Source organism: Latilactobacillus parafuchuensis, from assembly GCF_055271665.1.
The window spans coordinates 312,013-325,568 of sequence record NZ_CM143875.1; the positions used below are offsets into that span (position 1 = coordinate 312,013).

Genomic DNA, 13,556 nt, shown 5'->3' on the forward strand with positions numbered 1-13,556 from the left:
AAACGCCTAATCCCAACAACGGATTAAGCGTCTATAACGTTTAAACGGTGACTAACCCGTTTGACTAGTCTTCAGTTAATGCGGCGGTAAATTGTAATTGGACGCCACGGTTTAATGCGACCGTCGTGACTTGATAAGTCAAAGTTTCGATGTATTCAATTAATGGTCGTGATAATTTTTTAAGTTCTTTTTGATCAATTTCTTCCGGTTTACCGAAGAAATCTAATAGTTGAACGACTCGGGATATCTGACCAGAGACGGCAAAACCACTCTTTTCAGGCACCACTTGGAAAGGCGTCACAATTTGATAAATATTGCCAGCTGCTAAATCAGCTTCTTGCAAATATTGATCATCCGCTTCAATCGCCAATAAGCTGACTTGAATGTTTTGTTGGGGTTCGGTTTCTAACGCAACGCGGTCAAAATGAAACGCATCAACGCTGATGGGGTCTTTTTTTGTTTGTATCATAATTCTCCCTATTTTAATTTATCGTGATCGTATAAATGACTCTTTTCTAAACCAGGGAAATCTTGTTGACGTAACGCATCAAAAATCACTAATGCCGCACAATTCGATAAGTTCAACGCCCGAATATTTTCGGACATTGGAATACGCAAACATTTATCCTCATTATCGCGCATAAACGTTTCAGGTAAGCCGGTTGTTTCCTTGCCGAACATAAAATAATGATCAACACTCGTGTCGGTCACATCCCGATCCGAATAAGCTTCCTTGGCGAATTTCGTAATTAAATAGAGGTATTGTTGATCCGGAACGGTGGCTAAAAAGGCTTCTAAATTTTTATGATAATGAATGTTGACCTTATCCCAATAATCAAGACCGGCCCGTTTCAGATGCTTATCATCCGTTTCAAAACCTAAAGGTTCAATTAAATCCAAGACCGTGTTAGTACCAGCACAAGTCCGGGCGATGTTTCCCGTATTAGCGGGGATTAGTGGTTCGTATAGAACAATATGATTAGTCACAATTTTACTTCCCTTAAAAAAGATTCAGTAGCTTAAGTATACAACATTTACGATCAAAGCTCTACTGTTGCTTGAACCATAAAAAAACGTAGCTCCTCGGTTATTCACGGCGAGAAACTACGTTAGTGTCATTTCATCACTAGCTTTTATCAAAAATAATTCTGATAAAAGTTAGGGAAAAAATTCCTTGCATTCATTATAACGCCCTTTATTTGGACTTGCAATCAGATTTATTAAAATTACTTTAATTTCTCATTGTTTCCCCACTAAAATCGTGACATCCAACGAAATCTCTGGTAATTGAGTCAACGTAATCGCCGCTAATTGGGCTTTTGTCGCCGTCCAAGTCAGTGGGGTCATCGCCAATAAATCCGTTAAAGTCGTTTCAGTTAACGTCATCGTTTGTTGGACTTGATAGGCCTCAAACGTCTCAAAGTGTTGTTCAAATAACGTCAACACCGGACCGTGGTCATAGCTTTCTTTAGCTTGGCCTTGGTATAATAATTCACGTAACTCGTGTAGATAACCCGCGTTCGGAATGACTTTAATCAGTTGGCCACCGGGTTTCAACACCCGTTTAAATTCTTGATATTGCGAAGGTGAAAAGATATTTAACACCGTATCCAACTGCTGATTAGCAAATGGCATTCGCGCCAAATCGGCGACACAAAACCAACCGTCTGCATTATAATCACTCGCTAATTGGATGGCCGGTTTCGAGATATCAAAACCGATATAGTCCGCTACGACTTGTTGATTCAATTGTTGAATCGGTGTCCCTTCCCCACAGCCGACATCCAAAATCAGACTGTCAGGCGTTAAATGTTGCGCAATCGCCGTCAGAAACGGCTGGAAGAAACCGGCTTGCAAAAAAGCCCGCCGGTGTTCTAGCATTTCCTTCGTGTATTCAGATTTCATTTGTTTTTGTAGGAAATAAAGGGTGCCGTTCTTCGCTAGATCAAAACTGTGGCCACTCTGGCACGTTAAACTATTCCCCGCTAACGTCACTAATGCCGCCTGACAAAGGGGGCATTGCAGTGCTGCTAGATGCTGTTGTAAAAATTGTTTTGCTAATTCAATTTTTTTCAAATTCTAATTCTCCTGACCTGCTACTTTACATTCTAAGAATATTCAGTAGACTTAACATTAGATAATTTTTTTAAAGGAAGTGACATGATGTTTGCAACTTACCGGTTCGACGAAACAAAACAAAAAATCGCTAAATTTGATAAAATCCAACCGAATAGCTGGATTAACGTAATGGATCCAACACCAGCAGAAATCGAGCTACTAACCAAGAAACTACACTTGCCGGCTGATTTTATTTATTATAGTTTAGATGCCGATGAAAGTGCCCGGGTGGAACATGATCCGGATTATAACGCAACTTTAATTATTTTCGATATGCCTAATTTAGAAAAAGATCAACAAAAACCCGATAAATTCCGTTACAAGACCAGTCCTTTAGGATTAATTGTAACAGATTCTGTGATTCTGACCATCAATAAAACGCCGGTCAATTTCTTACAAAGTTTTGTCGACAATCAAATTAAACATTTTAATCCTCAAAACCAACGCCGGAGCGTCTTACAAATTATGTACCGGATTTCCACCATTTACCTGCAATACTTACGCGACATCAATCGTTCCCGCGAACGAATTGAAGCCCGCCTACAAAATTCTCTGCGCAACGAAGAACTTTTCGATTTAATGGCGATTCAACGGGGCTTAGTTTATTTTATGATGTCGCTTAAAACTGATAAAATGGTCTTAGCCACGTTAGTCCGCACCAACTTTTTGAAACTGACTGAAGATGAATTGGATTTACTCGATGATATCCAAATCGAAAATCAACAGGCCATCGAAATGGCCGAGATTTCGAACTCAATCATCAATGAAACGGCCGACACCTATTCGTCCATTATTAATAATAACATGAATGGCGTCATGAAGTTTCTCGCATCGTATTCCATTATTCTGACCATCCCCGGTCTCGTCTTTAGTTTCTACGGAATGAACGTCGCCCTCCCCTTAGCTGATTTTAAATTAAGTTGGGTGATTACCCTCATCATTTCACTGATTGTTGCAGCGGGACTCATCTACCGCTTCTGGCGCAAACGCTATTTCTAATGTTGCGAAAGCCCATTTTAATCGAGATATCGGTTAAAATGGGCTTTTTAAGTTGACTTTCCCTTTGAATCCCGTTAATATACGTAATGTACGAATTTATTCGTATGATTAAAAATAAATGTTCGTGTTTAAGGAGAATTCCAATGGACGTATTTGATTATGAAGATGTGCAACTTATTCCTAATAAGTGTATCGTTAAAAGCCGCAGTGAGATTGATACCACGGTCCGCTTCGGCAATGAAACGTTCAAAATTCCGGTTGTCCCTGCTAATATGCAAACAATTATCGATGAACCACTAGCCCTTTGGTTAGCTGAAAACCACTATTTCTACGTCATGCACCGTTTCCAACCCGAAAAACGGGTCGCTTTTATTGAAAAAATGCATGCTAAAAACTTATTTGCGTCAATCAGTGTCGGTGTTAAGACCGATGAATTTGATTTTATCAACCAACTCGCCCAACAAGATCTGATTCCTGAATACATTACCATCGATATCGCCCACGGCCATTCTCAAGTCGTCATCGATATGATTCAACACATCAAAAAGACCTTGCCAAAGAGTTTCGTGATTGCGGGCAACGTTGGGACTCCTGAAGCGGTCCGTGATTTAGAACGCGCGGGTGCCGATGCGACTAAAGTTGGGATTGGTCCCGGTAAAGTCTGCATCACTAAAATTAAAACCGGTTTTGGGACCGGTGGTTGGCAACTAGGCGCACTACGTTGGTGCGCCAAAGCCGCGACTAAACCGATTATTGCCGATGGTGGCATTCGGACCAACGGCGACATCGCCAAATCAATTCGCTTTGGTGCTAGCATGGTCATGATTGGTTCCTTATTTGCCGGTCATACCGAATCGCCTGGTCAATTAGTCGAAGAAGATGGCCAACAATATAAAGAATACTTTGGCTCCGCCTCTGAATTCCAAAAAGGTACACACCAAAACGTCGAAGGCAAACGGATTTTAGCCCCTTATAAAGGCGCAATTAGTGACACACTAACTGAAATGCGCCAAGATCTCCAGTCATCGATTTCTTACGCCGGTGGTAAACGACTCTCCTCACTACGGAAAGTCGATTACGTGTTAGTCCGTCATTCCATTTTTAATGGCGACGTCCTTTAACAAAAAGACCAACTGCTAACCAGCGGTTGGTCTTTTTGTTTGGCACGCTACGCTGAAACCAATATTATAATTAGTTAGGTACCTAAAAACTTTTTGTAAACTATTGAAACGATAATTAAATAACGGTATAATGACCCGTGTCGTCGATATTTGGCGTCTACATTGATCAGAAAAGAGTGTGAAACAAATGGAAATTAAACATACACTTGGCGATAACAGTGTTATCTTCCGTGATGCGACTTACATTAGGAGAACGGTATTTGTCCGAGAACAAAATATGCCGGAAACCCAAGAAATTGATGCACATGAAGATCACACAATTCACTATGTAGGTTACCTCGAACAAGACCCCGCCGTTACGGCTCGGGTCCACGTCTTAAAAGATGGTGGTTTTAGAATTCAACGTGTTGCCACCATTAAAGCCTTCCGCGGCCAAGGATTAGGTTTTCAACTGATTGAAGCCATTATCGAAGACGCCAAACGGACGAATACCCCTTATATCCTGTTATTCGCGCAAGACCACGCCATCGGTTTTTATGAAAAACTGGGTTTCACGGTTATCAGCGAAGGCGAAATGGAAGCCAATATTCCGCACCACTACATGAAATTAACCTTTAGCCAAACAGAACAATTAGCGCAATAAAAAATAGCTTGGACCCCATCACGGGTTCAAGCTTTTTTTGATTAATCATTATATAATCCTGAAACGGCTCTAAACCAGTCGAATAAATGACTGACTAGAATTTTGATAATCGCATAGACTGGAATGCCTAAAATAACCCCGGCTAAACCGAATAACTTACCCGATGCTAACAATACAATAATCGTCGTGACCGGATACATCGCCATCTTGCTGCCAAGTACCAAAGGTGAAACCAAGCGACCTTCCAATGTCTGTTCAATCGCAAAGACGATTAAAACTTTGACTAACATCAACGGTGAAATAAACAAGGCAATAATCACGGACGGGACCATCGCTAAAAATGAGCCTAGATAAGGAATCAAATTTAAAATCCCAGCTAAAATACCAAGCGTTAACGCGTATTTCATCCCAACAATCCAATAGCCCGCCGTAAACATGATGGCCACCCAAAAGGCGACCGTCAATTGCCCACGAATATACTGACTGACTTGACCATTGATTTCATGCAACACTTGGCCGGTCGTTGCACGGACTCGATTCGGGAAAAAGTGCATTAAGTACGCTTTTAATCGGTGCCCGTCTTTTAACATGAAAAAAAGAATAAACGGCATCGTGACAATCGCAATCACGATGTTGGTGACTACGCCAACTGCCGTCCCAATATGACTGACCGTTGAGCTAACCATCTTATTCAATTTATCCGACAAACTACCCAAAACATCGGTATTTATCTCATTTAACTGTTTTTGAATCGATTTAAAACTAGGATCGTTAAACCATTGCATCGTCTGTTTCTGAATATTCTGCCAATAATCCGGCCAGTATTTAATCAAACTGGTTGTTTGCGATTGAATCACCGGAATTAAAGTCGCGATTCCCCAGGCAATCAAACCAATAATCGCAATGAATAGTATCGTGATGGCTAACACGCGATTTAAATGCCATTTATTTTCCAACCAATCGATCAGCGGATTGGTTAAATAATACAAGACCGCCGCAATAATCACAGGTAACCCGATAATCGTTAACAATGATTGAATCGGTTGCAATAGCCACGCTAATTTGGTCATCAATAATATTATCAGTAACGTCAATAAAACATTTAACAAAACAACTGGCAACTTCTTATTTAAAAACCATTTAAAAAACCACGACTGTTTCGTTTCATTTAATTCTCTCTGTGCCATCAACCACACCTAATTCCTATTCATTAATTTGATAACTCAATTGAGTGCCCACTTTAAAAGTGGGCATCTTTGGTGTTTCGGATGTCATAGGTGCTAAATAGAGGCCGCCTTGCAATCGATCACCGTCTGGGACTTGATCAAAAATCAAAGTGACGTGTCCGATACTATTGAGATTCTCATTGGTCAATGCCCCAACGTAAGTCACCTGATAGACATGTTGATCAATCGTCACAGTTGCGCCAGTCGTTAAGTTAAACACCGGATGCAAGTCTGCGAACTGCTGAATTAAAGCAATTTTTTTAAGTACGGGTGTCGCCTGTTCATTAAATAGAATCACCATTGGTTCTGTGGAATCAATGGCATTAGCCCCGATGGCTTTAATTTCTGCTTGAATTTTCATAATGGCGCCTCTTTCACTTAATATATTGTTATTGTAGCATATTCCTACATCAGACTCAGCTTTTGCTAATTAATCCTATCAATAAATTAAACCGTTTTCGCATGAATATGCTATACTCAGATAGTAATTGATGAAAGGGGTCTAATAATGACAGAAAAAGTACTTATCGGGGGTTACACCCGTCGAATTGGCAAGGGTATCTATCAAGGTATTTTAGATCAAACTACCCATGCAATCAGCAACATTCAACCATTGATTAATATTGAAAATCCAACTTACTTAGCGATTTCAAAACGCAATATCCTTTATACGGTGATTAAAGAAGGCAATCAAGGTGGAATTGCCGCCTTTGATTTAACAACGCCGACACCCACCCGCTTGAACGCCATCTTAGCAGCCGGTGCACCACCCGCATACGTGGCCATTGATGAAGACCGTCAATTAGTCTACGCCGCTAATTATCATAAAGGCCAAATCCTAGTTTATCAAATACTAGCAGATGGTCAATTAAAGCTCGCTAGTACGACGACCCATACCGGTCATGGTCCCAAACCAGAACAAACGAGCGCGCACGTTCACTATACCGATTTAACACCGGATGGTCGCTTGGTCGCTTGTGATTTAGGCATCGATCAACTGGTGACTTACGATGTCGATGCTGCTGGTCAATTAACCAAAGTGGCGACTTATCATAGTGCCCCTGGTTTTGGCACGCGTCATCTTGTCTTCCATCCAACACAACCAATTGCCTATTTACTCGGCGAATTAGCCAGTGAAATCACGGTGCTTGATTATCAAGCCTCAACCGGGACCTTCACCGCGCGTGACACTTATGCCATGTTACCTAGCGATTGGCACGCAGCTAACGGGGGCGCTGCCATTCGAATCTCCGCAGATGGTCGTTTCCTATACGCTTCCAACCGCGGTCATAATTCAATCGTCGTCTACGCCATTGAATCGGCAGGTCAAACCTTAAAAGTGATTCAACACATTTCAACTGAAGGGGATTTCCCCCGCGATTTCAATCTCAATGCGGATCAATCGCTCCTATTAGCCGTTAATCAGAACAGTGACAATGGTACCCTTTACCAACGAGATGCCCAAACTGGTTTATTAACCCTTTGTGAAAAAGACTTGAGCACTCCTGAAGGTGTTTGTGTTCTATTCCAAAATTAAATGAGCAACAAAAAAGGCGTCCAATCTAATTAATTTTAGATTGGACGCCTTTTTTTGACGAATCCAGTATGCCTTAAGCCTTCTTTTTGTGATCTAACCAATTAATCCCGAGGGCAATGATAATCAGAACAATCGAAGCGAAATAGATATGATGTAAGCCGTTATATAGAATGTGTCGTAACACTGGCAATAACGCTTTTGGTAATTCGACTGCTGTCTCTGGATTGATTAATTTATTTAACATATTCGAGCCTAACCGGGGGTCATTTGCAATCCCCTTCGCCAACTGAACGTTGACGATAATCCCATAAATCGAGACCATCAATGTCTGGCCTAAAGTCCGACTTAAGGTATTAAAGGAGGTCGCCACGCCGACTTTGTCGTCACCAGCAACACTTTGTGCGGTAACCGTCGTGGTCGTGATGATTGCCCCAAAACCAACCCCTAATCCAGCTGCAACGACCAAGAAGAACCAAAATGGTGTCGACTGTGGGACTAAAGCTAAGATGAAGCTCCCAACGAGTAGAATCAATAAACTCCCCGTCAAAATCGTGCGTGGCGCATGCTTAACGAGTAATTGTCCCGCCCATAATGACGCAAAAATCCACATGATTGAACTAGGGGTGACAACAAAGCCCCCCATCGACGCCTTTAAGCCCAAGATACCTTGCATCCACATTGGCATGTAAACTTCAAAGCCAATCAGAAAACCACTGACTAAAGCCGCAACCGCATTTTGAACGACGAAAGTTCGGTTCTTGAATAAATCGAGTGCGATGATTGGATCTTCAGCCCGTTTTTCAGTCCGCATAAACAACCCAAACGCAACCACTGCTCCGATTAAGACAAGCGCCATTAATCCGTAAGAAGCGTTAGTCTCACCCAATAATTGGAAGCCATATAAGAGTCCCAATAAAGCTAACATCAACCATAAGCTCCCCCAATAATCGACAGGTGCCTTGCTTGAACGTTTTTCTTCATGTAGACAGTAACAGATTAAACCAATCGTAATAATGCCAATTGGCACGTTGATGAAGAAAATCCAATGCCACGTCAATTTATCAACGATAAAGCCGCCCAATAAAGGCGCGATGATCGATGCAATCCCCCAAGCCGAACCATTGAAGCCCAATACTTTAGCCCGCTTTTCAATCGGATAGATATCCGCAATAATCGTAAACGAAACCGGCATAATCGCCCCGGCCCCGATTCCTTGAATTGCCCGGGAAATAATTAACGTCTCCATGTGATTTGATAACCCACAAAGTGTTGAACCAATTACAAATAACACTAACCCAAAAATAAAAATTGGTTTGCGACCAATCCGATCCGCCATCTTGCCATAAATCGGCGTCATCATCGCATTTGTTAATAAGTAAATCGAAAAGACCCAGTTCATTAATCGCATGCCGTGCAAGTTACTGATAATCGTCGGCATCGCGGTGGACACAATCGTCCCTTCGATTGCAGTCATGAAAGTCGCGACAAATATGGCAATCGTGACTAGTAACACATTTCTTTGATTTTGCTTCTCCATTATTTAAAAACCCTTTCTTGAATAATGAGCATAAAAAGAGACCTTGGCTTAACTCAAATAAGTTAAGGAAAGGCCGCCTCTTTTACTCGTCTAAATCATCTCACTAGGCGTTTATTTTGGCAATACTGGCTTTAAGCGCAGCCACTTTATCTAAACGTTCCCATGATAATTCAACATCTGTACGCCCAAAGTGCCCATAAGCAGCTGTCTGCTCGTAAATGGGTCTTTGTAAATCTAACATTTTAATAATCCCAGCTGGCCGCAAATCAAAATTCTCACGGATTGCTGTTTGAATCGCTTCTTCACTGACATTTCCAGTTTCAAACGTATTAACGGAAACTGAAACGGGTTGTGCCACGCCAATTGCATAAGCCAATTGAACTTCACATTTATGAGCCAAACCAGCCGCGACAATATTCTTAGCGATATACCGCGCTGCATAACTGGCTGAACGGTCGACCTTAGTGGCATCTTTACCAGAAAAGGCCCCGCCACCATGACGCGCATAACCGCCGTAGGTATCAACAATAATCTTACGACCCGTTAAACCTGAATCCCCTTGAGGACCGCCAATCACAAAACGACCGGTTGGATTAATGAAGTATTTCGTTTGATCGTCCAAATATTGAGCTGGAATAACGGCCTTGATGACCTGTTCCAACATATCCTTTTGGATAGTTTCTAAATCAACATCCGCATCATGTTGGGTACTAATCACGACGGTATCAACGCGAATTGGTTGTTCGTTTTCATCGTATTCAACAGTCACTTGGGCTTTAGCATCGGGCCGTAAATAAGGAATGGTGCCTTCTTTACGTAATGCCGCAACCTTTTGCATTAAACGGTGTGATAAAGCGATTGGTAATGGCATGAGTTCTGGTGTTTGATCAACGGCAAATCCGAACATCAAACCTTGATCGCCAGCCCCAATTTTATCGAGTGGATCTTCGTCCTTTTGACGGGATTCAACCGAATCATCGACGCCTTGAGCAATATCGGGTGATTGTTCATCTAACGCCACAATCACCGCACAATTATCACCATCAAAGCCGTAATGACCATCACGATAACCAATCTTCTTAATCGTTTCACGAACGACTTTTTGGATATCAACATAAGCCGTCGTTGATATTTCGCCAACCACCAATACTAAACCAGTTGTGACGGTTGTCTCACAAGCAACTCGGGCTTGTGGATCTTGTGCCAACATCGCATCTAAAATCGCGTCACTAATTTGATCAGCAATCTTATCTGGATGGCCTTCAGAAACGGATTCCGAAGTAAATAAATGTTTCTCTTGCATGTCTTTCTTCCCCCTGAATATGTGTGGTTACAAGGCCTCTTCACTATGTGTGAATCCTATCGGGAACATCTTATAACTCTACTACTTTAGCACAAAAGAGACCTCATTTCAAAAGTCATTGACCTTCTTCATTAAAAAAGTTAAGATATAACAGATATTCTAATTCCAAGAAAAGGGTGTTGCTATGTTTTATCTTAATCAGAAACATTTGCCAACGACCGGCACAGTGTGGCAACTCGTTTTATTCAATGTCATTAATTTCGGCTTAATTATCCTCTTTGCGAGCTGGCCTTTTCCAAAACACTATAGTCTTGATTTAGGCCTGACTAGCTTATTGGGGCTTATCTTAATTTTATTGCTAGTCATTTCGCCTCAGAGCAAGCCTAAACGCAGTGTGGCCATTGGTTTATTAATGCTAACACTATTGCTCAGTGGGCTCATAGGCCACCAATCCGAACAATGGATTGGCTTATTACTCGGCGTAACTAGCCTATTGGTGTTATTTCCCTTTATTTTCCCGGAACAATTTCAATCACGGCTCTTAAAATTAATCTGTCAATTGTTGCTTGCCCCTTTTTTCTTCTTAACCGCTCAACTATTCAGTGTGATCCATTTTCTACCAGAATCATTGCTCATCAAAGTCGCGTTATTCTTATTGATTATCTTTTTAATGGAATTAACGAGTATCACTGGTCGCTTAGCACAGATTAGTTATATCCTTTGGTTGTTACTAATCGTTCTAACCGTCGTGACCCACTTAATCGGTAGTTGGCAATTAATTCTGTTTGCCGGTGCACAGTTACTGTTACTGGCAACCCACCTGCATTGGCTAAAAAATAATGTGCTATTTCAAGAAGCTTATATCATTATATTGATTATTGCTCTATTTCTCACCGTTTAATCCAAAGAAATAACCCGGTGCTTCTGCACCGGGTTATTTCTATCCAATCGATTTATTAAAACCCTATTTATTCAATAACCACACTTGGATGGACTTCAAGATAACCGGTCCTTAATTAAGGTATGCAATTGCTTCCGAAACCTGATGAAGCGCATATCCGTTGCATAATAAACACGATTGGTTAAAAAAACTACCGAGATAGTCGCTGTTGGGTCAACCATAATACTCGTCCCCGTGTAACCGGTGTGGCCAAAAGATAATTCAGAAAAGTCATCAAAAAAACTAAATGAGCTATTTTTTAAGACCCACCCCAAGCCTCTGGGGTCATCCGCTTTTTTAACCTGACAAGTAACGGCGGCTTGGTATAAAGCAGATTGCTTAATTATCCGTTGCCAGAAAAGGAGATACTGGCTTAAATCAGTTGCTGTACTAAAAAGGCCGGCATGTCCTGAATCTCCGACTAGATAACGGGCATTTTTATCATCAGGTTGATTGACCGTTCTGGTAGCGACCGCATCTTGAGCCCCAAAACTCGTTGCAGTCATGCCAAGATTTTGAAATACAACCGCCTTTGAAAAAGCACCTAAGGATTGACCACTGATTCTTTCAACGATTTTTCCAAGCAACATAAACCCGAGATCACTATAACTCACAGTTGTTCCAGGCACTGTTTGTAACGTCACCGTCTTGATGGCTAACAATATATCGCTTTGTGCCTGCTCATAAAAGCGGATATGCGCCGGTAATCCTGAGGTGTGTGTCAATAATTGTTTAATTGTTAACTGACCAACTTCACTGGTTTGTAAAGTCACTAACACTTCACCCACCGTTTGGTCTAAAGATAACTGCTTGGTCTCAATTAAAGCTAGCACGGCTGGTAATGTTGCCACCACTTTTGTCAAAGAAGCCAAGTCAAATCGAGTGGCTGCATTTGGTCGTTCACCAGTTACGGGAACCTCCCCAACGCCTTGACTACAAAGAACCTCTTGCCCCTTAAGAACCAGCAGAAACCCACAAGAATATATTTGCTCTGAAATCCCTTTTTCTAAAAAATCAACAATTACATTGTCTGCTACCATTGTACAACACCCTTCTATACTAGTTAGCTTTCTTTACTTTTCATCTAATGGTATCAGTTCAAGGCTTGTTTCAGAATCAATGTATTGCAATAAATCCACATACTCTGGATGTACAAAACCAATGCAATTCGTCGAGGCCGAAAACGGTAAGGGCGCCTTACATAAGTTAATTTCGCCACTGTACCTGCCACCGAGCTCATTTTCCATTGTAATCATGCCAATTGATCGACTCAACGTTTTTTGAATTGGTACATTACTTAATCTTGGTGTTGAAAGTCGCACTAGACTACCCGGAATATCCCGACGGACCTTAATCACTTGATGGTACAAATTATGATTAGCTTCTTCAGTTAGTTTTACGGGTAGGGTCATAATTTTAGTTGTCATATATTTTTGAATCATCTCTAGCGTCGCCAATTGTGCAAAACTATCGCCAACCAAAATATCGGTCACCCCAAACGCTTTCAATAACTCAACAGCAGCAACGTACGGTTGCACACCGCGATGCTTTTCGAGTGTTGGTAATCCCTGATAAAACGGAAAACGCTTCAATCGATCGCCTGGAACAAAAGCTAAAATTCTTAATTCTTTTTCTTGAAAGATTGCATTTGCATCTCTAAAGAGAGTCTCGGTTAATCCGGTATCCGGCTTTGGGTAAAAATTATGCGTCATCTGAATTTCAGCAAGATTCAATCCCGCTTTAATTGCATCATCCATAAATTGCTGATTGACGACACTCGCATTCAAAAACAATGTAAAATTAGCTTGCAGATCAACCAATTCTTTTGGATCGTCAAACCCGTAATCCAGCCGGACCGCATTGATACCCAGTTTCTTTAAAGCGCCCATATCACCATTTTTAAGCCCAAGTTTTTCAAAAGTAACTGGTGAAATATCTGGAACGAGCATTAAATTATTTTGGCGACACGTCGCCAGTAATAAAGGCAATTGCTGATCAATATTCGAAAAATCTTCTTCTGGAATATGCAATGATGTAAAAACGTATTTCACACCTATTTGAGCTGCTTTTTCTAAGTACACAGTATCCAAATCTTTTAAATATGCTGAAACGCCTAACATCCTCTTCACCTC

General features: G+C 41.3%; 14 protein-coding genes and 1 riboswitch. Of the genes, 5 read left to right on the forward strand and 9 right to left on the reverse strand.

The window, feature by feature from the left end:
* Positions 1-64: 64 nt before the first annotated feature.
* The 3 genes from ACVPPQ_RS01735 to ACVPPQ_RS01745 form a co-directional block, all read right to left on the reverse strand.
* Positions 65-469, reverse strand: a complete 405-nt coding sequence (locus tag ACVPPQ_RS01735) for a DUF1149 family protein (protein WP_463495328.1) — start codon at positions 467-469, stop codon at positions 65-67.
* A gap of 8 nt (positions 470-477) precedes the next feature.
* Positions 478-987 carry a tRNA (uridine(34)/cytosine(34)/5-carboxymethylaminomethyluridine(34)-2'-O)-methyltransferase TrmL gene (gene trmL, locus ACVPPQ_RS01740; RefSeq protein ID WP_025083835.1) on the reverse strand — a complete coding sequence of 170 codons (510 nt, stop codon included), beginning with the start codon at positions 985-987 and terminating at the stop codon, positions 478-480.
* 252 nt (positions 988-1,239) lie between these two features.
* Positions 1,240-2,076, reverse strand: a complete 837-nt coding sequence (locus ACVPPQ_RS01745) for a methyltransferase domain-containing protein (protein ID WP_463495330.1) — start codon at positions 2,074-2,076, stop codon at positions 1,240-1,242.
* An 87-nt stretch (positions 2,077-2,163) separates the two neighbouring features.
* Between ACVPPQ_RS01745 and ACVPPQ_RS01750 the strand changes: the two genes are divergently transcribed.
* The 3 genes from ACVPPQ_RS01750 (at position 2,164) to ACVPPQ_RS01760 (ending at position 4,881) form a co-directional block, all read left to right on the forward strand.
* Entirely contained in the window at positions 2,164-3,117 is a 954-nt protein-coding gene (locus tag ACVPPQ_RS01750; protein WP_463495332.1) for a magnesium transporter CorA family protein, read from the forward strand.
* A gap of 143 nt (positions 3,118-3,260) precedes the next feature.
* The gene (locus tag ACVPPQ_RS01755; RefSeq protein WP_463495333.1) at positions 3,261-4,238 is read left to right on the forward strand and encodes a GMP reductase; all 978 of its coding nucleotides are present in this window, start codon (positions 3,261-3,263) and stop codon (positions 4,236-4,238) included.
* A gap of 187 nt (positions 4,239-4,425) precedes the next feature.
* Positions 4,426-4,881: a GNAT family N-acetyltransferase gene (locus ACVPPQ_RS01760; protein ID WP_025083838.1), complete on the forward strand. Its 456-nt coding sequence runs from the start codon at positions 4,426-4,428 to the stop codon at positions 4,879-4,881.
* Between the two features lie 41 nt (positions 4,882-4,922).
* Here the strand turns inward: ACVPPQ_RS01760 and ACVPPQ_RS01765 are convergent, their stop codons facing one another.
* Both ACVPPQ_RS01765 and ACVPPQ_RS01770 read right to left on the reverse strand, forming a co-directional pair.
* Positions 4,923-6,068 carry an AI-2E family transporter gene (locus ACVPPQ_RS01765; RefSeq protein WP_463495335.1) on the reverse strand — a complete coding sequence of 382 codons (1,146 nt, stop codon included), beginning with the start codon at positions 6,066-6,068 and terminating at the stop codon, positions 4,923-4,925.
* A gap of 16 nt (positions 6,069-6,084) precedes the next feature.
* The gene (locus tag ACVPPQ_RS01770; RefSeq protein WP_463495337.1) at positions 6,085-6,468 is read right to left on the reverse strand and encodes a PTS glucitol/sorbitol transporter subunit IIA; all 384 of its coding nucleotides are present in this window, start codon (positions 6,466-6,468) and stop codon (positions 6,085-6,087) included.
* A 147-nt stretch (positions 6,469-6,615) separates the two neighbouring features.
* On the opposite strand from ACVPPQ_RS01770, the gene ACVPPQ_RS01775 reads away from it, so the two are divergent.
* The gene (locus ACVPPQ_RS01775; protein WP_463495339.1) at positions 6,616-7,644 is read left to right on the forward strand and encodes a lactonase family protein; all 1,029 of its coding nucleotides are present in this window, start codon (positions 6,616-6,618) and stop codon (positions 7,642-7,644) included.
* 73 nt (positions 7,645-7,717) lie between these two features.
* Here the strand turns inward: ACVPPQ_RS01775 and ACVPPQ_RS01780 are convergent, their stop codons facing one another.
* Entirely contained in the window at positions 7,718-9,181 is a 1,464-nt protein-coding gene (locus ACVPPQ_RS01780) for an MDR family MFS transporter (RefSeq protein WP_463495341.1), read from the reverse strand.
* Between the two features lie 103 nt (positions 9,182-9,284).
* Positions 9,285-10,484 (reverse strand): methionine adenosyltransferase, encoded by a 1,200-nt coding sequence (metK, locus tag ACVPPQ_RS01785; protein WP_463495343.1) that lies wholly within the window; start codon positions 10,482-10,484, stop codon positions 9,285-9,287.
* Positions 10,482-10,565, reverse strand: a riboswitch (SMK box riboswitch). It overlaps the preceding gene by 3 nt.
* 103 nt (positions 10,566-10,668) lie before the next feature.
* On the opposite strand from metK, the gene ACVPPQ_RS01790 reads away from it, so the two are divergent.
* The gene (locus ACVPPQ_RS01790; protein ID WP_463495344.1) at positions 10,669-11,385 is read left to right on the forward strand and encodes a hypothetical protein; all 717 of its coding nucleotides are present in this window, start codon (positions 10,669-10,671) and stop codon (positions 11,383-11,385) included.
* 95 nt (positions 11,386-11,480) lie between these two features.
* On the opposite strand, the gene ACVPPQ_RS01795 is transcribed toward ACVPPQ_RS01790, so the two are convergent.
* Positions 11,481-12,464 (reverse strand): serine hydrolase domain-containing protein, encoded by a 984-nt coding sequence (locus ACVPPQ_RS01795; protein ID WP_463495346.1) that lies wholly within the window; start codon positions 12,462-12,464, stop codon positions 11,481-11,483.
* A gap of 33 nt (positions 12,465-12,497) precedes the next feature.
* A complete protein-coding gene (locus ACVPPQ_RS01800; protein ID WP_463496317.1) occupies positions 12,498-13,544 on the reverse strand; it encodes a MupG family TIM beta-alpha barrel fold protein in 1,047 nt (348 codons plus the stop codon).
* Between the last annotated feature and the right edge of the window lie 12 nt (positions 13,545-13,556).

Coding starts and splice junctions, on each gene's coding strand:
- ACVPPQ_RS01735 (WP_463495328.1), bottom strand. CDS start 469: ATGATACAAACAAAAAAAGACCCCATCAGCGTTGATGCGTTTCATTTT.
- ACVPPQ_RS01750 (WP_463495332.1), top strand. CDS start 2,164: ATGTTTGCAACTTACCGGTTCGACGAAACAAAACAAAAAATCGCTAAA.
- ACVPPQ_RS01755 (WP_463495333.1), top strand. CDS start 3,261: ATGGACGTATTTGATTATGAAGATGTGCAACTTATTCCTAATAAGTGT.
- ACVPPQ_RS01760 (WP_025083838.1), top strand. CDS start 4,426: ATGGAAATTAAACATACACTTGGCGATAACAGTGTTATCTTCCGTGAT.
- ACVPPQ_RS01765 (WP_463495335.1), bottom strand. CDS start 6,068: ATGGCACAGAGAGAATTAAATGAAACGAAACAGTCGTGGTTTTTTAAA.
- ACVPPQ_RS01770 (WP_463495337.1), bottom strand. CDS start 6,468: ATGAAAATTCAAGCAGAAATTAAAGCCATCGGGGCTAATGCCATTGAT.
- ACVPPQ_RS01775 (WP_463495339.1), top strand. CDS start 6,616: ATGACAGAAAAAGTACTTATCGGGGGTTACACCCGTCGAATTGGCAAG.
- ACVPPQ_RS01780 (WP_463495341.1), bottom strand. CDS start 9,181: ATGGAGAAGCAAAATCAAAGAAATGTGTTACTAGTCACGATTGCCATA.
- metK (WP_463495343.1), bottom strand. CDS start 10,484: ATGCAAGAGAAACATTTATTTACTTCGGAATCCGTTTCTGAAGGCCAT.
- ACVPPQ_RS01790 (WP_463495344.1), top strand. CDS start 10,669: ATGTTTTATCTTAATCAGAAACATTTGCCAACGACCGGCACAGTGTGG.
- ACVPPQ_RS01795 (WP_463495346.1), bottom strand. CDS start 12,464: ATGGTAGCAGACAATGTAATTGTTGATTTTTTAGAAAAAGGGATTTCA.
- ACVPPQ_RS01800 (WP_463496317.1), bottom strand. CDS start 13,544: ATGTTAGGCGTTTCAGCATATTTAAAAGATTTGGATACTGTGTACTTA.